This window comes from Chryseobacterium sp. SNU WT5, assembly GCF_007362475.1.
GTDB lineage: Bacteria > Bacteroidota > Bacteroidia > Flavobacteriales > Weeksellaceae > Kaistella.
Genome location: NZ_CP041687.1, coordinates 2,454,583 through 2,476,169, shown reverse-complemented (window position 1 = coordinate 2,476,169; position 21,587 = coordinate 2,454,583). Strand labels below are relative to the sequence as shown.

At 35.3% G+C, this 21,587-nt stretch carries 13 protein-coding genes and 3 tRNA genes; 9 read left to right on the top strand and 7 right to left on the bottom strand.

Annotated elements, in window-relative coordinates; genetic code table 11:
• The first annotated feature begins 80 nt into the window (after positions 1-80).
• Entirely contained in the window at positions 81-2,222 is a 2,142-nt protein-coding gene (locus FNJ88_RS11740; protein WP_143853328.1) for a S46 family peptidase, read from the top strand.
• A gap of 282 nt (positions 2,223-2,504) precedes the next feature.
• Here FNJ88_RS11740 and FNJ88_RS11735 read toward each other — a convergent pair whose 3' ends face one another.
• From FNJ88_RS11735 to FNJ88_RS11725, 3 genes are all read right to left on the bottom strand, one after another.
• Entirely contained in the window at positions 2,505-5,420 is a 2,916-nt protein-coding gene (locus tag FNJ88_RS11735; RefSeq protein ID WP_143853326.1) for a M16 family metallopeptidase, read from the bottom strand.
• Between the two features lie 49 nt (positions 5,421-5,469).
• Entirely contained in the window at positions 5,470-6,873 is a 1,404-nt protein-coding gene (gene aspA / locus FNJ88_RS11730) for an aspartate ammonia-lyase (RefSeq protein ID WP_143853324.1), read from the bottom strand.
• A 120-nt stretch (positions 6,874-6,993) separates the two neighbouring features.
• Entirely contained in the window at positions 6,994-8,019 is a 1,026-nt protein-coding gene (locus FNJ88_RS11725) for an N-acetylmuramoyl-L-alanine amidase (protein WP_143853322.1), read from the bottom strand.
• 132 nt (positions 8,020-8,151) lie between these two features.
• Here FNJ88_RS11725 and FNJ88_RS11720 point away from each other — a divergent pair.
• The 4 genes from FNJ88_RS11720 to FNJ88_RS11705 all read left to right on the top strand — a co-directional run bounded on the left by FNJ88_RS11720 (position 8,152) and on the right by FNJ88_RS11705 (position 9,311).
• Positions 8,152-8,238, top strand: a tRNA-Ser gene (locus FNJ88_RS11720).
• Between the two features lie 22 nt (positions 8,239-8,260).
• Positions 8,261-8,335, top strand: a tRNA-Pro gene (locus tag FNJ88_RS11715).
• 83 nt (positions 8,336-8,418) lie between these two features.
• Positions 8,419-8,492 (top strand) — tRNA-Arg (locus FNJ88_RS11710).
• 123 nt (positions 8,493-8,615) lie between these two features.
• Positions 8,616-9,311 carry an ATP-binding cassette domain-containing protein gene (locus tag FNJ88_RS11705; protein WP_143853320.1) on the top strand — a complete coding sequence of 232 codons (696 nt, stop codon included), beginning with the start codon at positions 8,616-8,618 and terminating at the stop codon, positions 9,309-9,311.
• A gap of 55 nt (positions 9,312-9,366) precedes the next feature.
• Here FNJ88_RS11705 and FNJ88_RS11700 read toward each other — a convergent pair whose 3' ends face one another.
• On the bottom strand, positions 9,367-9,753 hold the full coding sequence (locus FNJ88_RS11700; protein WP_143853318.1) for an SRPBCC family protein: 387 nt from the start codon (positions 9,751-9,753) through the stop codon (positions 9,367-9,369).
• A gap of 33 nt (positions 9,754-9,786) precedes the next feature.
• Here FNJ88_RS11700 and FNJ88_RS11695 point away from each other — a divergent pair, with 33 nt between their 5' ends.
• Complete coding sequence (locus tag FNJ88_RS11695; protein WP_143853317.1) at positions 9,787-10,395, top strand: NUDIX hydrolase; 609 nt, start codon at positions 9,787-9,789, stop codon at positions 10,393-10,395.
• Here the strand turns inward: FNJ88_RS11695 and FNJ88_RS11690 are convergent.
• Together FNJ88_RS11690 and gldJ are read right to left on the bottom strand one after the other, a co-directional pair.
• The gene (locus FNJ88_RS11690; protein WP_143853315.1) at positions 10,388-11,662 is read right to left on the bottom strand and encodes a UDP-N-acetylmuramoyl-tripeptide--D-alanyl-D-alanine ligase; all 1,275 of its coding nucleotides are present in this window, start codon (positions 11,660-11,662) and stop codon (positions 10,388-10,390) included. The genes FNJ88_RS11695 and FNJ88_RS11690 overlap by 8 nt on opposite strands.
• Positions 11,663-11,725: 63 nt before the next feature.
• On the bottom strand, positions 11,726-13,330 hold the full coding sequence (gldJ, locus tag FNJ88_RS11685) for a gliding motility lipoprotein GldJ (protein ID WP_143853314.1): 1,605 nt from the start codon (positions 13,328-13,330) through the stop codon (positions 11,726-11,728).
• 159 nt (positions 13,331-13,489) lie between these two features.
• Between gldJ and porU the strand changes: the two genes are divergently transcribed.
• The 3 genes from porU (at position 13,490) to FNJ88_RS11670 (ending at position 20,879) form a co-directional block, all read left to right on the top strand.
• A complete protein-coding gene (gene porU, locus FNJ88_RS11680) occupies positions 13,490-17,386 on the top strand; it encodes a type IX secretion system sortase PorU (protein ID WP_143853311.1) in 3,897 nt (1,298 codons plus the stop codon).
• A gap of 27 nt (positions 17,387-17,413) precedes the next feature.
• The gene (gene porV, locus FNJ88_RS11675) at positions 17,414-18,541 is read left to right on the top strand and encodes a type IX secretion system outer membrane channel protein PorV (protein WP_143853298.1); all 1,128 of its coding nucleotides are present in this window, start codon (positions 17,414-17,416) and stop codon (positions 18,539-18,541) included.
• A gap of 76 nt (positions 18,542-18,617) precedes the next feature.
• Positions 18,618-20,879: an FUSC family protein gene (locus FNJ88_RS11670; protein WP_143853297.1), complete on the top strand. Its 2,262-nt coding sequence runs from the start codon at positions 18,618-18,620 to the stop codon at positions 20,877-20,879.
• Here FNJ88_RS11670 and FNJ88_RS11665 read toward each other — a convergent pair.
• Entirely contained in the window at positions 20,855-21,466 is a 612-nt protein-coding gene (locus FNJ88_RS11665) for a 4'-phosphopantetheinyl transferase family protein (protein WP_143853295.1), read from the bottom strand. The two genes, FNJ88_RS11670 and FNJ88_RS11665, sit on opposite strands and share 25 nt — an antisense overlap.
• Positions 21,467-21,587 lie beyond the last annotated feature (121 nt).

The window sequence follows — 21,587 nt, the reverse complement described above, 5'->3', positions numbered from 1 at the left end:
TCAAAACAGAAACCCCTTATTCATAGAAAAGCAGACCGAAATCGGCTAAAATTTCTTATTTTTAAGGCAAATTTTTAAAAATGAAAAGAAAAAACATATTGCTGTCTGCAATAATTTTTCCAGCTGTGATGGCTTTTGCGCAACAGTACGGTGGAATGTGGATTCCCACTGAACTCAATGAAAAGGAAATGAAAGATTTGGGAATGAAGATTTCTGCTAAAGATATTTTCAGCACCTCAAAACCGAGTATTAAAGATGCCGTTGTACAATTTAACGGTGGTTGTACTGCAGAAATAATTTCTCCTAAAGGATTACTTTTAACAAATCACCATTGTGGTTACAGTCAAATTCAAAAACACTCAACAGTCGAAAATGATTACTTAAGTGATGGTTTCTGGGCTAAGGATATGAACGGAGAGTTACCAAATCCTGGCGTTACTGTTGATTTTATCGCTGATATTAAAGAGGTTACCGCTTCAGTTTTAGCCGGAACTCAAAACTTAGATGAAAAAGCGGCAGCCGTATCCGTTACTGCTAATATTGAAGCTGTAAAAGCAGGTTTCAAATTAGAACCTTGGCAAAAAGTTGTTGTAAAACCGATGTATTACGGCAATAAATATTATGCATTTATTATTGAAACTTATAAAGATATTCGTTTGGTAGGAGCACCACCAAGCTCAATTGGAAAATTTGGTTCTGATACTGATAACTGGGTTTGGCCTCGTCACACCGGTGATTTCTCCATGTTTAGGATTTATGCAGATAAAAACAATAAGCCTGCAGAATATTCAAAAGACAATATTCCATACACCCCGAAATATTTCTTACCAGTTTCCATTAAAGATCTTCAGGAAAACGATTTCACTTTTGTATTCGGATTCCCAGGAAGAACAACTGAATATTTACCAGCAATCGCTGTTGAGAAAATAATGAATGAAATAGATCCAGCGATGATCGCTGTACGGGAAGTAGCATTGAAAACACTAAATGAAAAAATGCGTACGGATAATGAAACAAGACTGAAATACGCTGCTAAATATGCTTCTGTAGCCAACTATCATAAAAAATGGATCGGTGAAGTGGAAGGTCTAAAAAAATCCGATGCTGTTGGGAAGAAGAAGATCTATGAGCAAAGTCTTATCGGAAAAAATGCAGAAATTAAGCCAACTATTGATGAACTTAACCGCTTATATACAGAACAATCACCCTACGCATTAAACAAAGCTTACTATTCAGAAGTTGTAAGAAATGCCGAAACACTATCACTGGCTAATCATTATTTAAATTTCATAAAAAGTTATGAGGATGGAAAAATTAATGACCAGACTCTAAATGCGTTCAAAAACAAATTAAAAGGAATTTATCAAGATTACAATGGTGAATTAGATGCAAAAGTTACTGCACAATTATTGGCGCTTTACGCGGAGAAAACACCAAAAGAATTCCTCCCAAAAAATTTCGACCAATTCAAAGATGTTACAAAGAATTTAGGAACATTTGAAAAATGGTCTAAGAATTCGGTAGTAACAGGAAGAGGAATGATCAATGGAGCAACTGCTTCTGCAGATATTGACAAGGTATTTTCTAATCCAACCGCAATGATCAAAAATCTAAAAAATGATCCAATTATACAGTTAGCAGCAGGAATGCGTGATACGTATACCAAAACTACAGAAGGAAAGTATGCAGAATATCAGGATCAAATTGATGGGTTGCAGAAAAAATTCATGGCTCAGCAAATGGCAACGGACAAAGAACGGAAGTTTTTTCCAGATGCCAATTCTACAATGCGCGTAACATACGGCCAGGTAAAAGGGTCTAATCCTAAAGATGCCATTTCCTATAATTATCAAACTCATCTTTCAGGGGTGATGGAAAAATACATTCCTGGTGATTATGAATTCGATGTTCCGAAAAAGCTTGTAAACTTATATGATACCAAAAATTATGGGGTTTACAAAGACAAAACTGGTGATGTACCCGTAAACTTTACGGCCACGAACCACACTACTGGTGGAAATTCTGGAAGTCCTGCTTTGGATGCAAAAGGAAACTTGATCGGACTCAATTTTGACAGACAATGGGAAGGAACAATGAGTGACATTAATTACGATCCACGTTTTAGTCGAAACATTATGGTAGATACCAAGTATATCCTCTTTATCGTTGATAAATTTGCTGATTCAAAATGGTTATTAAATGAGATGAAAATTGTTAAATAACACCTAATTATAACCTCAATAGGTAATTAAGAGCCTCGATAATCAGTGATTATCGAGGCTTTGTTTTGCAGTATCTAAATCTACACTGTCAATAAAAGAAGTGGAAAATCAAAACGGACTTTAAGCGAACTGTCTATTTACAAACTCTACTCTATTAATGCAGCATATTATACTAGCCTATTAATCAAAGTACTAAAAACAATATCTAAACTTTAGTCCGGAAATATTCACAAAAAAAGTGAGACCGAAGCCTCACTTTACTATTTAGGGTAATCTATTAAATTAATATCCGAAGATCTCCTCTAAAGATACTTCCTGAAAATCGCCTATTTTATTCAATGCAGCCATATCTAAGTTTTCTTTCTTACCAATGATCGCCGTGTTATATTTCATCGGTTTCATTTGTGAATTATAGAAGTTAGTTAAATCTGCTAATGTCAATCTTCCAATTTCGTCGTAGATGTCTTTTCTTAGATCATAATCGATTCCAAGTTTTCTAAGACTTAACAAATTAAAATAGATATTTGTTCTGTTAACTCTACCTGAAGATATTTGTTTTAAAGCCGCATTTTTTGCGTTGTTAAACTGTGCAGGAATCTGCGGAAGATTTGCCATTAGCTCATCCATTGCATTTACTGCCTGAGGCAACTTATTCGCCTGTGTTCCAATATAAGTGGTCACGTAATCGGGATGATTAAGCTCTCCATTTGCACTATAGGAAACGTAAGCAGAATATGCTAAACTCTTACTTTCACGTATTTCCTGAAAAACGATGGATGATAATCCTCTACCGAAATATTCATTGAAAACGTTAATTTTACCGAAGTTTTTTAGATTTACATTAGGACCTTTTGCAACTCTCGACATCTCCGTCTGCACCATATCGTAATTCGTGAAATAAACCTTGCCTTCAGTTGCGGGTTCCGGATAAACTTTTCTCGCAGAATATTTCATTGTTTCTTTTTCCACAAAAGATTTTGCGTATTTTTTAAATGAGTTGAAATCTTGTCCATAAAAGAAAATCTCGTAAGGCATCTTCAATAAATTCTGCACTTTTTTAGTCATATCTGCAGAATTAATTGCCTCTAACTGGTCTTTAGAAAGTACATCTGAAAACCTTGAAACCTTACCATATTTGGCGTAGTTGCTAAGAGCAGCCATTATACGTCCTTTATCCTTTTTCGCTACTTCACGGCTTTCCAAAATGGTTTTTACATTCTTCTCATATACTTCCTGATCAGATTTAGCATTTTGCATCCAGTTCTTTAACAATTCAATTCCTTTCGGCATATTTTCTTCTAAACCGCTTAAAGAAATTAATAATTGATCATTTGAAGTTCTAAAATTATTAGAAATTCCCAATTTGAAGAATTCCTTTTTCAATTCTTCAGCGCTCATTTTGTTCGTTCCCAAATATTGAAGAACCTCCGTTGCCAGGCTTAATTCCTTATCATTATCACTTCCGAAAGGGAAAACAAAATGGACTTGCGCAATATCGTTGTATTTATTAGCAACAAAACTCACTTTCTTATCACCGATTTTATCAGTCTTAATAGCTTTGCTGTAATCAACAAATTCGGGTTTGATGTCCGTGGACTTATCAGCCAAAATTTCTTTTAAAAATGGCGACTGCTCTTCCCGGTTTAGTTTAATTGGTGTAATTCCAGGATTTTCAACACGTACTAGTTTATCATTTACTCCTTTCTCTTTCTTTACAATTACGTAGTTATCTTTAAAAAATTCGTTAGCAAATTTCACAACATCTGCTTTCGTAATTTTCTCATATTCATTAATTTCATTAAGCTCCTGTTCCCACGTTCTACCATTAATATAAGTTCCATATAAACTGGTAGCCAAACCGTCTGCAGTTTCATAGGTTTTCATACGGTTGATCTTCATATCATTTACGATGGCAGGAATTAACCATTCTTGAAACGCTCCTTTTTTAACCAAATCAATCTGCTCCAATAATAATTTTTTCGCATCATCTAAGGATTGGTCGTTTTTGGGCACCACGATCATGGAGAAACTACCGTAATTTTTAAACGCAGATTCATAAGACATTGCTCTCAGTGCTTTTTGACTTTGATTGATGTTAATATCGATTAAACCAGTATCTCCAGAATTCGTCAATATATTTCCTACAATATCCGCGAGTCTCGCATTCTGAGTTCCATAAGAATCACTTCTCCAAGCTAACTGTAGTCGTGGAGTCGAAGGACTTTTAACGGTACGCTCAACGATTTTAGTCATTGGAACCTCAGTAATCACCTGTTTTTTTGGTAATTCCTTGTATTCGAAAGTGCCAAAATACTGATCTACCAATTTAATCGTTTTGTCAAAATCAAGATCTCCTACCAAAACCATCGCATAATTATTTGGAACGTAGTATTCATCAAAATACTTATGGATAGCTACCATTGAAGGGTTCTTCAAATGTTCAGATTTCCCAATAGTCGTTTGTTGACCGTTCGGATGTTTTGGAAAAAGAGCATCCATTAACTCATAATTCACCAACCGACCATCGTTATCCTGAGCACGGTTAAATTCTTCATAAACAGCTTCCAGTTCGGTATGAAACAGTCTCAAAGTTAATTCAGAAAATCTTTCCTTTTCAATTTTAAGCCATTTCTCGAGTTCGTTGTTTGGAATATTATTCTTGTAAACAGTTTCATCTAACCAGGTGTGAGCGTTGGTCCCGGAAGCTCCAAGGGAAGAAATTGCTTTGTCGTATTCATTAGCAATTGCATATTTACTTGCTTCCTGAGAAACCTCATCAATCTTTTTATATAGTGCTTTCTTTTTTTCTGGATTCTGCTCCGCTTTATGCTGCTCATAAAGTTTGGAAATTTCGTCCAAAAGTGGTTTTTCTTTGCCCCAGTTTGCACTAGCTAATTTCGATGTTCCTTTGAACATCATGTGTTCTAAGTAATGTGCTAAACCCGTATTATCCGCGGGGTCGTTATTACTTCCCGTTCGAACAGGAATATAAGTTTGAATTCTCGGCGCATCGTCATTTTTTGCAAGATAGACTTGCAAACCATTTTTTAAGGTATAAACTCTAACTCCGGTTTTATCATTTGTAACAGTTTCGTATTGGTAACCGCCGTTATCAATCATTTTCGTGGCTTCATATTTTTGTGCGTTCGTCATGGTAATTGCTCCGATGATGGATAAAGTTATTAGTATTTTCTTCATATTTAAACTGAGTTTGAGTCTAATTCAACATTGAATTATCTTTTTAATATTACATCGGTAAATGTGGCTTTAACATATTTTCCGGATCTAGGATTTCATTCAGTCTTTCCTCGGACAGAATTCCTCTCTCAAGAACAAGATCATATACACTTCTGCCGGTTTCCAAAGCTTCTTTTGCAATTTCAGTTGAATTTTTGTATCCAATATAAGGATTTAAAGCCGTGACAATTCCGATACTGTTACGAACCATGTTTAAGCAGATATCTTTATTTGCGGTGATACCTGTTACGCACTTCTCTCTTAAAGTATCCAATGCATTCCCAAGGAAGATCATACTCTCCATAATAGAGTGTGATAAAACAGGCTCCATTACATTAAGTTGTAGTTGTCCTGCTTCTGCTGCGAAAGTAACCGTTAAATCGTTTCCAATCACTTTATAACACACTTGATTGACCACCTCCGGGATTACCGGATTCACTTTTCCGGGCATAATTGAAGAGCCGGGTTGTACGGCTGGCAAATTGATTTCAAAAAAACCAGCTCTGGGTCCAGAAGAAAGCAAACGCAAATCGTTGCATATTTTCGATAATTTAACTGCTAATCTTTTAAGTGCAGAAGAATAAATGACGTAAGATCCGGTATCTGGTGTTGCTTCTACTAAATTGGGTGCAGAAACGATTCCAAAACCAGTTAGTTGTGCCAGGTTTTTCGCACATAGGTTAGCATAACCTACAGGTGCATTTAACCCAGTACCAATAGCTGTAGCACCCATATTAATCTCTACAAAAAGATTAGCATTTGCGTTTAATTTAGAAACATCTTCTTCTAATGTTGCGGCAAAAGCCTCAAACTCCTGCCCCATACTCATTGGAACTGCATCTTGCAATTGCGTTCTTCCCATTTTAATAACAGTAGAGAACTCCTTGCCTTTTTCACGGAACGCTTCTACAATTTTTTTAAGTTTCTCAACAAGCTCACCATTCATTTCAAGCAACGCCATCTTCAAAGAAGTAGGATAAGCATCATTGGTGGATTGAGAAAGATTGATATGATCATTCGGAGAACAAAACTGGTAATCACCTTTGTCTTTCCCTAATTTCTCTAAAATTCTGTTCGCAATAACTTCATTGGCATTCATATTCACTGAAGTCCCAGCACCACCTTGAATCATGTCGATAGGAAATTCACTGTGCAACTGACCTGTCATAATTTCTTCACAGGTTTCTGCAATTAATTTATACATATTTTCGTCCAACAGTCCTAATTCATAATTGGTTTTCGCAGCTGCTTTTTTCACTACTGCCAAAGCGTTAATTAAATGAGGATAGGAAGAAAGTTTTTGTCCTGAAATTTTAAAATTATCAATAGCTCTTTGGGTTTGAACTCCAAAATACGCATTGACTGGCACTTGTAACGTCCCTAATAAATCGCTTTCATTTCTGAAATTTTCCATAAAATTAATTTGTTGAAAAGTTAAGATTTTTTATTAAATTTTTTAGCTGATTATGTCTATTTGATCTATACAAAAAGGACGATCAATTATCGTCCGCAAATATGTTAAAAATAATTGAACTTATTTACTAGGATATTTTTGGTTTAACGCCTGCAAAATCGCCCACGTTTCTGCATCCATCATCCCAGAATAATTCTGTGGCCGGAAATGATATTGAAAAGTTTCGATTGTTTTTTTGGTTGCATCATCAAAAACTCCTGTCGGAACTAGATCATATCCGAAATTCCGTAATTCCGTCTGAATTTTAAATAAAAATGACGGTACAGACATTTGCATGACAAAATCTTCTAAAACAGCAGTGTTGTAAAAGTTTTGTTTGGTGCCTTCATCATACCACATTCCGATCTGATAATCGTCATATAGTTTTTTCCAGGGAAATTTCGGCCCAGGATCCTGTTTTCTGGTTGGTGCAATATCTGAGTGACCCAAAATATTGGTTGGTGCAATCATGTACCGCACAGCAAGATCTTTTACTAAAGCTGCAATTTTGTCTACTTGCTCTGCAGGATACTCTGGAAATATCTTTATGCCCGATGCATCGGTTACATATCCTGCATTTACAATCTCAATTCCTATTGAAGTATCATTTAACATTTTATCATTTCTCCATGCACTAATTCCGGCATGGTAGGCTCTTTTGTTTTCATCAACCAACTGATAAATTTCGTTATCATCCAAATTATTCACTAAGTAGTGAGCACTTACAGATTGCTGTGTAAGGACTGTAACAGATTTATCATTATCTAAAGCAGTATAATGCAGAATGATATATTTCTGACGAAAATTTTGACCAACTGAGGGAAAATATGTTTTGACCACTTTATAACCTGCAGGATTTGCAGCAACAATAGATCCATAACTAGCGGTATTATCATTTTTAGATGCATCCGCGATGTTCTCCCTAAAAAAGTCTAGACCACCGTCATGTTTAATCTTCGGTTTATAAACCGGAGTAACAGGTTTTACAGGATTTGAAGGTGCAACTTTAGGCATTGTAGGTTTTGCAACAACAGATTGTGAATTTTTTTGCGTTCCACAAGAAATAATTAAAAAACCTAAGGATATGACAGATAATGAATTACGCATGAATTTTAAAATAATTTTAAATTAGAGTCAAAAATACGAATATTTTTTAGGAATTTATTTTGGTTTATAACGAAAACTATTTTATATTTGCACTCGCAATTACAGAACAGAAGCTCTTATAAATATTGCACTGGAGAGTTGCCTGAGTGGCCGAAAGGACTTGTTTGCTAAACAAGCGTATGGGAAACTGTACCAAGGGTTCGAATCCCTTACTCTCCGCAACTTCCGCCAAAAAATTATTCGGGGCGTAGCGTAGTCCGGTCATCGCGCCTGGTTTGGGACCAGGAGGTCGCAGGTTCGAATCCTGCCGCCCCGACTTTATAGAAAACTCTTTCGAGAGTTTTCTTTTTTTAAAAAACGATATCTTCCCAAAGATAAGTTTGAAAATCCCAATATTTTGGGTGCGTAGCTCAGCTGGATAGAGCATCTGCCTTCTAAGCAGACGGTCACAGGTTCGAATCCTGTCGCGCTCACTGAAACTTCACAATTATTTGTGAAGTTTTTTTGTTTTTCTGACTCTCGATCCTTTGTCTCTCTATTTTTTCTTCCCCATTCTCATCCTATTCACTAAATTTGTGTTTTATTAAATAAAACTAATGTCACTAAAAATCATCAACCTTACCAAAAAATTTGGCGATCAAGTCGCTTTAAATAACATCAATATTGAAATTAACAATAACGAAATTATAGGTTTACTCGGTCCAAATGGCGCAGGAAAATCAACTTTGATGAAATCGATTGTTGGCGCTATTAAAATTGATGAGGGACAGATTTTATTTGATGGTCAGGACATTTACAAAGATGAAATAGCCACCAAGAAAAAAATAGGTTTCCTACCGGAAAGCAATCCGCTCTATAACGAAATGTACGTAAGAGAATACCTATCATTTGTTGCGGACCTCCATAAAATATCAAAAGAAAGAATTGATGAAGTCATCGATCTGGTTGGGATTACTCCAGAAAAATCCAAAAAGATTTCTCAGCTTTCAAAAGGATACAAACAAAGAGTAGGATTAGCACAAGCCATTTTACACAAGCCTGATCTATTAATTTTGGATGAACCTACTAATGGGTTAGATCCTAATCAAATCTTAGAAATAAGAAACGTGATTAAAGAGATTGGAAAAGAAAAAACCATCATCTTATCTACGCACATTATGCAGGAAGTTGAAGCTTTATGTTCCCGAGTTATTCTTATTCATCAAGGGAACATTATACAGGACGCCAATATTGATGATTTTAGAGGCAAATATGCGAGTTTAGAAGAAGCCTTTTCAAATTATACTCATTAAACGAAAAGAGCCCTGAATTCACCATTCAGAGCTCTTTAATTTATGAAGTTTCTATTTAGATCTTCTCAATATTATCCGTCAAAGCATCGATGAAATTCTTTAAAGGTTTTTCTACCATCATTTTAATGAACGGATTGAATTTTCCCTCAAATAACAGCTGAACTTCTGTTTGATTTTCGCTAATTGCATTCATCAATCCTTTCAATGAAAAATCAAGACTGGAACTTGCAGATTTTAAAACAACCTGATTCTCCGTTACCTCATCTATAACAAGTGCAATTTCGGGCATTCCTTTAAGGCTAAATTTAAAACCTCCTTCTCTAACCTCAAAATTCTGCAATGAATCTGGCATCAATCCCCTATAACCTTCTGGATTGTTTAACATCTCCACCAAATCTTTCGAGGATTTATTTACAACTATCTTTCGTCCTTCTAAATTCATTTTTATATTTTTGTATTAATTAAAACATCACAAATGTATAAAGTTTTTGTCAATGAAAAAAAATTAATTTTCAGCACGGTTCCGGAAGACATTCATAAAAAGTTGCGATACGAAACACGAGCAACTCTAGAAATTGCTATTGATCTTTTGGAGAATACTTCTTGCCCAGAATTAAATATTTATGGCGAAGAAATTGAAGAAATTTGGAAAGACTTCTCACAAATGTTCAAGGTTATTGAAGCCGCTGGTGGGATTGTTACTAATCAGGATAAAGAAATTCTTTTCATCAGAAGATTAGGAAAATGGGATCTCGCCAAAGGAAAAATTGAAAAAGGAGAATCTTTGGAACAGGCAGCCTTGCGGGAAATTACAGAAGAGACAGGAGTGAAAGAGTTGTTATTAGAAAAGTTTCTAAATACAACTTACCATATCTATACCGAAAGAAATGGCGAAAAAATTCTTAAAATAACCCACTGGTTCAAAGTTTCCTACGAAGGAAATGAGAAACTGGTCCCGCAATTAGAAGAAGGTATTTCTGAAGTCTCCTGGAAATCTAAAAATGAAATTATACAAGATGTCTTCCCGATGACCTTTCGAAATATTAAATTAATTCTTGAAAACTACTGGAGTTCATTTAAATAATATGCTCTAAAATATTTTCTAAAGCAATACCACGAGAAGCCTTTAGAAGAATATTTTTTGAACAAATTCTATTTTCATTTAAATAAGTAGAAAGCTCTGCAGAACTCTTAAAAGCTTTTGAATCAGAATTCACTTTGGAGAAATGATTTCCCACGGTGACAATCTCATCAAAGCAAAGAGAATGAGCAAGATCTAAAATACCTTGATGTTCTCTTTCAGATTCATCTCCCAACTCTAGCATATCGCCGATAATAATCGTTTTAGAACCTACGAAACCACTGAAGTTTTTCAATGATTCCTTCATAGAACTTGGATTGGCATTATACGTATCCAGCACAAAAACCTTTCCATTTCTCTCTAATAATTGCGACCTCATATTCGTTGGAATATAATGTTCTATTGCTGTTTTAACTTGATCAAAATTTACGTCAAAATGAAAACCCAAAGTCGCCGCCGCACAGAGATTGGTATAATTATAATTCCCTGTCAATTTAGATAGTACATTTTCGTTTTCAAAAGACAATCCCACCAAATTATCTTCAGAGAAGTGTTGGAAGTTATAATCGGAAGTATTGCTCCCAAAAGTTATTTTTAACTGGTAACCTTCTGTTTTCTCAAGCTGAATCGGATCATTTTCATTAATTAAAATAGTCTGCGAATTTTTTATCAGATAATTGTAGAGCTCCGATTTCCCCTTGATCACGCCTTGAAAACCACCAAAGCCTTCCAAATGGGCTTTTCCAAAATTGGTAATATACCCAATAGTTGGTTTTGCTATATTGCATAATGCTTCAATTTCATGCTGATGATTAGCACCCATTTCTACCACCGCAATTTCATGCTCCGTTTTTATCGAAAGTAAAGTTAATGGAACTCCGATGTGATTATTTAGATTTCCGTAAGTATACTGAACATTATATTTCTGGGAGAGTACCGCATGAATAATTTCTTTGGTAGTCGTTTTTCCGTTACTGCCAGTAAGTGCAATGATCGGTATTGACAGCTGGTCACGATGATGCATAGCCAATTCCTGTAAAAAGATCAATGTTGAGGGCACATAGAAGATATTTTTTGCTGTATTTTCATATTCTTTGTGCTCTACAATGGCAGCTAAGGCACCATTATTTACAGCATCTTCTGCTTGAGTTGCCGCGTTAAAAGTCTCGCCCGAAAAGGCAAAAAACAAATCATTTTCTTCAATCTTTCGGCTATCAATCGTTACTTTTCCACATTTTAAAAATAGTGGATAAAAGGATGCTGCATTCATAAGTCAAAAATAAAAAATCCTTCTACAATAAGAGAAGGATTTTGAAAATATTTAAATAAAATTTTATCTTTTTGTTCGGCCTTTCGAACTCGATTTTGCGTCTTGTGCAACACGGAAACCAACCCATCCGTAAGCCTTAGCCTGTTCACGGTATCTTCTTTGTCCGGGATCAAGCCAGTAAGCTCCATCTAACCAAGATCCCCCTTTTATAACTCTCACTTCGTTTGAAATCCTTGTTGTTCTGGCTGTTTTATCTTTTTGGAGAATCACACGACCTCTACCGTCTACAACGAATTTTTTATCCTTAGAATTATACATGTTGTAACCAATTGTAGAACTATCTTCTGCTCTACCATAACCGGCATCTAAAGAAGACTGAAAGTCACCATCTCTAAAGTTTCTGTTATCTGCAACAACTTCTCTCTCATACTGACCCGGAAGACCTTTATAAACTAATCTACCATCAGCCAAAGTATCATATTTAGGACTTTCGATTTTCTTGGTAGAACCATCAGCATTTTTAACTACTTCTCTACTTACATTTCCTCTGAAATAGTTAAAATCACTAGCCTCTTCATCAATAATAGGTCTGTAAACATCGGCTGTCCATTCTGCAACGTTTCCGAACATTCCAAATATTCCTAAATTATTAGATGGATATTGTTTAACATCAGAAGTTGTGGGTGAACCGTCATTTTTCCAGCCAGCTACACCAGAGTAATCTCCTCTACCTTGTTTGAAATTCGCAAGATACATTCCTCTATCTCTTCCTTTTTTACCTTTTATCTGCTGAATTTGCGGTTGCTTATTTGTATAAAGATTATACTCTCTTTCTTTTTGCATACCCAATGCTGCAAATTCCCATTCTACCTCTGTAGGAAGTCGGAATTTTTCTACAACTCCTTGATTCGCATTTCTATTCGCTGCAACAATTCGTTGGTTGGTAGTTTTAATACCTGTTTTCTGCTGTAATCTTTGTTTGTTGATATACGATTCCATTTCTGGATCATTACCTTTATATTTATCTAGATTAAAAGCGTTTGCACCTTGATTGTTGGACTCATTGGTATAAAGATCTTTTGAAATTACCCCTTGTGCCATCAACTCATGTTCTGTAACTCTATCCGTTAGCCATTCACAGTATCTAGATGCCTGCAACCAAGAAACTCCAACTACTGGGTAGTAGTCATATTCTGGTGATCTAAAATAAGTTTCTGCGAAATCATTACGCGACAACTTATTATTCCACACCAAAGTATCTGGTAATGCTCCTGTGTAAATGTCTTTGAAACTAGGATCAGATGGTGGAAACACATACTTTAACCAAGTAACATAAGCGCGGTAATCATAATTTGTAATCTCAGCTTCACCCATGAAGAAAGAACTGACCTGCATTCTTTTCGGAGTATTATTCCAATCATGCATCACATCATCTTTAACCAAGCCCATTGTGAAAGTACCACCTTCCACGTGAACCATTCCGGGCAAACCTTTTTGTTTTTGTTGTTTTCCGGTAAAGAACCAACCTTTGGAGTCATTAGGTTTCCATCCGGTCATACTCGTAAAACGCTTTGTTCCACCACCTTTCTTGCTACCGCCGCCTCCGCAGCTTACAAGGAAAACTGATGCACTAAACATTAGTAATGTTAACAACTTTATTTTGTTCATAGTCTATATAGAATTTATCAAAGCACAAAGAAAAAAGAAATTATCTTATAAATCAAATTATAGTTTGATTTTTTCCAAAACGTGAAGAAATTAATTTTATTGTATCTTAATTTATATTATTATTTTTCAGTTAATTTGTACCGGTAAATCCTATTATAAATGACGCGTATTCTAACTTTTCTTTCTATTTTTCTTTTTAGTATTTTATCATTTTCACAAACAATAGAACTAGACTGGGAAGGTAGTAACACTATTGATTACGGAAATAATCAAATAACTGTTCCTTTTTTTAAGAATAAAACATTTTCTTATGAAAACGATAATATTTTTATTAGGATTTTAATAGAGAACAGTAATATTCAGAAAAAAATAGGAAACTTTGATTGGGAGAAGATCACACAAGAGGAATTATTTGATTTAAAAACGTATAATCTACCAAGTGATATAGAATCCGATATCAGCTATTATACTAATCCATATTCAAAAGAAAAAAGCACTAATATCCGGGTGTCAACTTTTAAGTATGAAAAAGGTTCTATCTACCGACTAAAATCTTTCACGCTTTCTACGGCAGAAAATAAACTACAATCCAACAAATTTACTACCAGAGCAGCATCCACCGATAACCCCTTAAAAAATGGAAATTTTTATAAAATTAAAGTGGACAAGTCTGGTGTATTTAAAATCACCGCCAAATTCCTGCGGGATAATGGGCTGAATCCATCAAACATTAATCCAAAAAATTTCAGAATTTATGGTAATGGTGGTTTAATGCTTCCAGAACATAATACAGATTTTCGTTATAGTTCCCTACAAGAGAACGCCATTCAAGTTACGGGTGAAGATGACGGTGTATGGAATGAAGAAGATTACGCGCTTTTTTATGCACAGGGTCCAAACGGCTATAATGTGTACAAAAATTCCGGTAACAGTAATGGAAACGAAAACCGAAGAATAGAAACGCGAACTGACAAATCTAAAAACCTGGTTAATATTTATGATGATTTCGCTTACTACTTCATCAATTTCGATAGTGGACCTGGAAAAAGAATTCTTGAGCAAGATCAAGAGATCAGCTCCAATATAATTTCCAGATATGATGATTTTCAATATATCAATGAGGAAAAGTATAACCTGATGAAGATTGGTAGAATTTGGACAGGTGATTCATTCATTGATAATAAGACGGTAACATTCACTACCAGAAGCCCAATTCAGGCTAATGATTATGTCTACTACCGAACAAGATACATCGCCTTCCAGTCCGCAGGAAATAAAATGGCGGTAAATATTAATAATAGCAATCCTGTTACTTTAGAGATCGCTTCTAATGATACCAGAGAGTACATTCAGAGTATTTACACAGGGACTGTTTCTAATTTGACTGGCACCCAATTAAGTTTTAATTATGCACCAAGCGTAACTAGTAATCCGAATGGTAAATTCTATTTTGACTATGCTGAAGTTCAGTACAAGGAAGATTTAAAATTTAATAATTCGCAGATGAATTTTAGAAGTTATGATATCAATGAAAAAAGCTCCAACATCTATACATTTTCTATATCTGATGCCTCATCTGCCGAACAGGTTTGGCAGGTATCCGATCTAGCAAATGTTAGTAAGAAGGTGAATAAATCTGGAAATAACTCTACATTCACTTTTGGATATCTCGCCAACAGCGATTTTGTGAACGAATTTGTTGCCTTCAAAAACAGTGACGCTTTTGCACCAAATTTTGTTGGGAAAGTAGAAAATCAGGATTTAGCAGGTTTACAAAACATCAACTATTTGATGATTACTGTTCCGCAAATGATGGGACACGCCCAAAGACTTGCTAATTTTTACCAGAACCAGTATAATGTGGCCGTTGTGGATGTCCAAAAGATCTATAATGAATATAGCAGTGGGAGAAAAGACATTACGGCAATAAGAGATTTTGTAACCAAACTCAATACTGCAGGAAATTTAAAATATGTTTTTATTCTGGGAGATACTTCTTATGATTACAAAGGTAAAAATCATCCTGGGTCTGATATCATTCCGAGTTATCAAAGCGAGGAAAGTGGAAATTATGCCGATTCATTTGTAACAGATGATTATTTCGTAATTACCGAGAGCCAGGCCGCGGGTGCAACATCCGTTTCTTCTACCCTCCCTAATTTACCAATTGGGCGCTTACCTGCTGCGAACATTTCTGAAGCAAAACTATTAATCGATAAAACGTTAGCTTATAACAACGCACTCCCGGGACAATCTACCCCTTTTGGTGAGTGGCGGATGAAACTTGATTTTGTAGTTGATGATGATGCGGATAATGAATTCCCTTTCCATAAAACGATGAACAACTCTTTGGTTAATGTATTTGAATTAGGGAGTGAAAAGAAAGAATATAATGTTAGAAAACTTTACCTAGATGCTTTTGCAGCTCAAACTTCTTCTGGAGGGCAAAGATATCCTCAAGTAAATCAGGCAATCTCAAATGATGTAGGAAACAGCCTTTATTTGTTCTATTTCGGACATGGGGGAATCAATGGCTGGTCTCAGGAACGCGTTTTAACGATTAATCAAATTCAGAATTTTAATAATTATAACAATGTCTACTCGAGATTTCCACTTTTTTCTACGATCACTTGTGAATTTACGCTCTGGGATGATCCTGGAACTTTTTCTGCAGGTGAGCAGGTCATAAAATCAAAAACAGGAGGTGCTGCCACCTTAATAACATCTAGTAGAGCAATCGGGGTTGGATATGGAGAAGAATTTACAACCATTTTTACCAAGCATATTTTTGAGTTAGTTGATGATGAATTTATTAATTTGGGAGATGCATTTTTAAAAGCAAAAATTGAAAAAGGACCTTTCAGCGATCATTTAAAAGTAAATTTCTTAGGCGATCCGGCTACCAAATTAAGCAGACCAAAAAGAAGAATTACGATACTTAACATCGATTCGCCAGTTCCAAACCAGCTTCGGGCTTTGGATTTTGTGAAGATAAAAGGCCAAATAACAAAGCAAGATGGCAGTGTGGACACGAGTTTCAACGGAAGAGTTGCCGTCAATATTTTTGATAAAAGGATAAGCAAAAAAACCCTGAATAACGATGGAGTTCCAAAAATGACCCCAATTATGCAATATACCGAAGAAGGAAGTCCTATTGTAAAATCATCAGGAGTCGCAGTTAATGGTATATTCACCGTAGAATTCTATGTTCCAAAAGACATCAATTATGAAATAGGAACAGGCAGAATGTTAGTGTACGCTGATAATAAAGTTTTTGATGTTTTTGAAAATCAAAGTCAGATCATCGGCGGAATCAATCCAGACGGAATTAATGACACAGAACCTCCTAAGGTAAAACTTTTCATGAATAACACGAATTTTGCAGATGGCGGAATAACAGACCAAAACCCATTGCTACTAGCCTGTGTGAATGATGATAAGGGAATTAACTCAACCGGTTCAGGTATTGGACATGATGTTACTGTAATTCTGGATGGAAAAATTATAGAAACTGTAGTGTTGAATGATTATTACTTTTCGGGAGATGCAAACGGATGCTCAAATCCTTCCCTTGCAGACTACCAAAAAGGAAATGTAACCTACCCTTTCCGGAACTTATCACCCGGTGAGCATCAATTAGCTTTCAAAGTTTGGGACATTAACAATAATTCTACAACCTCTACGTTAAACTTTGTAGTTAAGGATGAATCCAATCAAAATTTAGTAGTTAACAAATTGTTAAATTGGCCGAATCCTTTTACCAATAAAACCTACGTACAATTTGAACATAATTGTGATGATATTTTAGAAGTAAACGTACAAATTTATACGATTACAGGTAAATTGGTAAGGACTCTAAGTACAATAGTTACGGCAGAGCCATTTTTAGAAGGATTCAGAACACCCAGAACTGCAATTGAATGGGATGGAAATGATGACTTTGGTGATGCTGTAGGAAAAGGAACTTATATTTTTAAAATTTTTGCAAGAAGCCAAAATCAGGAAAAATGCAAAGGAAGTGCTACTGCCGTAGAAAAAATGGTCTTATTAAAATAAACATTAAATAACGATAAAAATTCACAGATGACATTAACTAAAAAACTATTTTTGGGTATCGGTTTAGGAGTGAGCATGATTGCTTATGCTCAAACCAATCCAGTACTTACTGGTGCTCCATTTTTGAGAATATCACCAGATGCGAGAGCGGGCGGAATGGGAGATCAAGGAGTCGCTACTACAACGGATGCATTCTCACAATTTTGGAATGCTGCAAAATATCCTTTTAGTACCACTACGTCTGCAGTGGGGATTAATTACACGCCTTATATGAGTAAATTAACCAATGATGTTTTCTTGCTGTACGGAGCTTATCATCAGTTTTTAGGAGATGAGGAAAGAGCGACTATTTCGGCAAGTCTCTATTACTTTAATATGGGGCAGGTAGATTTGACCAAACTTAATGGTACGACAGGTGAAGTTTCATCAGACGGAACGGTTAAACCAAACGAATTTTCCATCGATGTTGCTTATGCTTTGAAGCTTACAGATACTTATTCCATGGCAGTTACAGGTCGGTATATACGATCTGATCTATCAGGTGGCTTTAACTCCGACAACACTTTGAAACCTGCAAACTCCTTTGCAGTGGATGTTTCAGGATATTTCATGTCTCCTAAGCATACCAGTATTAATGATTTTGAAGGTCGTGCAAGAGCAGGTTTTGCAATTCAGAACTTGGGTCCACGTTTAGATTATACCGGCAATGATGAATCAAGATCTTATCTGCCGACTATGGCGAGATTAGGAGCTGGATACGATTTGTTCATCGACGATCTAAATAGAGTTGGTGTTAATTTTGAAGCTTCTAAATTACTGGTTCCAGGACCTGACAATATGGGTAGAATTCCTAATGTTGGCGTAATTGAAGGTGTTGGAAAATCTTTCAGTAATGAAAAAAGTATGATGCTAAGTGCAGCGGTAGACTATGAGTATGACAATGCTTTTGCGCTCCGAGGAGGTTATTTTCATGAAAGTGCAGAACAAGGTGGTCGACAATATGGAACCGTAGGAGTAGGGTTAAAATATCAATCATTCGGTTTGGACCTGTCTTATTTAATTAATACTTCGAAGGTAAATTCTGCTTTAGATAATACTTTGAGATTTGGCCTAACATGGAATATTGGCGAAGAGTCATCTAATGCTCAGGACTAAATAAAAATTCTTACCTATTTAATAGAAGTCTCATGAGAATGGGACTTCTTTCTGTTTAAAACATTATTTTTGTACAATGAATTATGCACTGGAATTTAAAAAGTTTGCAACCAGCCAATCTATATTTTCGGCGGTAAGAATTTCCCTGGCAATTGTATTGCCCAGCATCGTTCTTGCACATTTTGGTTTATTAAAAGAATATTTTCTTTTCCCACTTGCAACGAGTTTTATTGGACTCACCGATCAGGCCGGACCATTCATAAGACGAAGAAATGCTTTAATTGTTGCAACTGTCTCATTTTTTGTAGTTTCCCTTATAGCGAGTTTTCTAAAAAGTTTTCCGATCCTTATCTATCCGGAAATTATCATTTTTGCTATTTTCTTTACCATGATTGGGGTTTATGGTCAAAGGTTAGCAGCGGTTGGTTCACTATCTTTAGTTGTTTTGGGAATATTTATTGATGGTCATTTAACGGGAGATAATATTATTAAAAGTTCACTCATTTTCCTGGCAGGATCAATTTGCTACCTGTGTATATTCTTACTCGTATCAAAAATTCAGCCTTACAAACTTGCGGGCCAGATGATTGGCGAAAATTATCTGGAATTAGCAAACTATCTTTCCATAAAGTCAAAATTCTACTTACCAAAACCAGATTACGACGCGCTGTATTCTCAGATCATCTCTCAACAGATCACCATTAAAAACTTGCAGGAAGAAACCCGCGAAACCGTTTTCAAGACTAGAAAAATAGTCAATGAATCTACGACAACCAGTCGATTATTAATGCTAATGTTTCTTAATTCAATTGATCTTCACGAGAAATTGATGACCTCAGAAAGTGATTATCGGAAAGTTCAGGAAAATTTTGGCAGCTCAGGATTTTTAAAATCGATAGGACACTATTTAGAAACCATATCACATGAATTATCAAACATTGGAATTGCACTTCAGAGCGGAATAAAACCTAAACCTCTGGAAGATATCGATTCTTTGTTAGAAAAAATATTTAATGAATATTTCGACTTGCGTAACCGCAGATTAAATTCGGACAATCTTGAAAATTTCATGACGCTCCGAATTATCCTGAACAGGATCACCGCAGTTTCTGATGAACTTAACACGATCTATAAAGTTTTTAATCAGGATGAAAAGCTTGCAAAAAGTTTATCAACTGGTTTAGATTATCAAAAGTTTGTAACAGCTGACGAAAAATTAAACAGCAAGGTTTTAATGAGCAATTTCTCATTAAAATCATCCCATTTCCGCCATGCCATACGAATTGCTTTTGCTTTGGTGGTTGGTTATTTTATTTCAAAATTAGAATTTTTAGGAATTGGCCATTCCTACTGGATTTTTATTACCATAGTCGCAATTTTAAAACCTGCTTACGCAACCACCAAACACCGGAATGTATTGAGATTATACGGGACTGTTGCAGGAGCAGTATGCGCCTACGCGATCTTATATTTCATTCCTAACCAAACGGTCTTATTTGTTTTCTTTTTATTGACTATGATTCTTTGTTTTGCATTCCTGAAGACCAAATACTCGTGGGCAGTGTTTTTTATGACCATTTATGTTTTTCTGGCATTTAATATTTTAAATCCAGGAAATTTGAATGTCATTTTTAAAGATCGGGTGCTCGACACCATCATTGCAGGAATAGTAGCTTTTGCAGTATCGTATTTTGTATTCCCTGTTTGGGAACATACTAAAAATCTTGATTTCATGAAGAAATCTGCAACCAGTAATCTGAATTACTTTTCCTCTGCAATGGACTTTTTTAAGGAAAAAAACTTCAGCAGCCAGGATTATAAATTATCGAGAAAAGCGGCAATAATTGATCTTGCTAATCTTTCAGATAATTTTCAACGCATGATCTCAGATCCTAAAAATCAACAGAAAAAATTGGAACATCTTCATCAGTTCGTTATTACCTCTCATCTGATAACTGCCTATATAGCATCTTTCTCACAATATTTTGAACCTAATAAAAAATATTCTGAAATAGATTTTGATAGCTGGGATTTGAAAATATCTGCAGAACTGTTAAGAACGAAATCCTTATTAAATCAAAAGAACCTGGAGGAAAACATTAAACTGGAAAGCCAAATCCAACCTCTGGATTCAGTGGAAAGATTATTAGAGAACCGACGAAAAGAACTTCATGAAAACGAATTTTTTGACCGTAGAGATCCAAACCGCATCACCTATCTTACAGAGCTGAAAAACTTAAAAGAGATATTGGAACTAATTTACGATGTTGCGAAAGAACAACGAAAAGTTGCGGAAAAACTACAGCCGGAAATTCAGTCTACAATAGTAAAACAGTAATTTTCAAAAAACTCTACACGCGCTTTATAATGATCAGAAATCTTTTCGTCATGTACTCGACATTGGATATTGAAAGGAAAATCCAGCGCAAAGGGTTTCACTTCATAATGTTTTTTTAAGGACCAATAATTAGAATGGTGAATTTTATACAAGCTTTCTTTCAAAGACCAAATTACGGTCAGGTAAGCAATCTCCTTCCCTTTTTCAATAAAAACACTTTCTTGTTCTTGTAAAAACTTATGTTGTATTCTAACAATTTTACTGTTGAAAGGTTCAAGATCAATTCCCACTTTATTCTTAGAAATAGCCAATGCTGCAAAAGGAAAAGAATGCGTCACGGAAATTTCAAAATCCGGCGGTGATAAATAAGGTTCACGCCCATTGTACAATATTTTATGGTCAGGCAAAACAGATTTTAATATTTTTCTCACCAACAAAAGCTCCTTTAACTTCGTTGGATGGTAATCTTTTATTCGTTCCAGGTTTTCTTCTTCTATTAAAACAAGGGGATCCAACTCTTCTTTTTCATCATATTTCCATACAAGAATAGTGGCTTGATTATCTGAAAAATCGCGAAAAAGTGGCATTTAAATTAATTATGGAGTAAAAGTAAGCATTTCTAAAATTAAGCAGATATTTATACAATTGGAAAGATGATAAATATTATAAAAATCGGTCACCTAACGACTTTTTTATACTTTTCCCGCT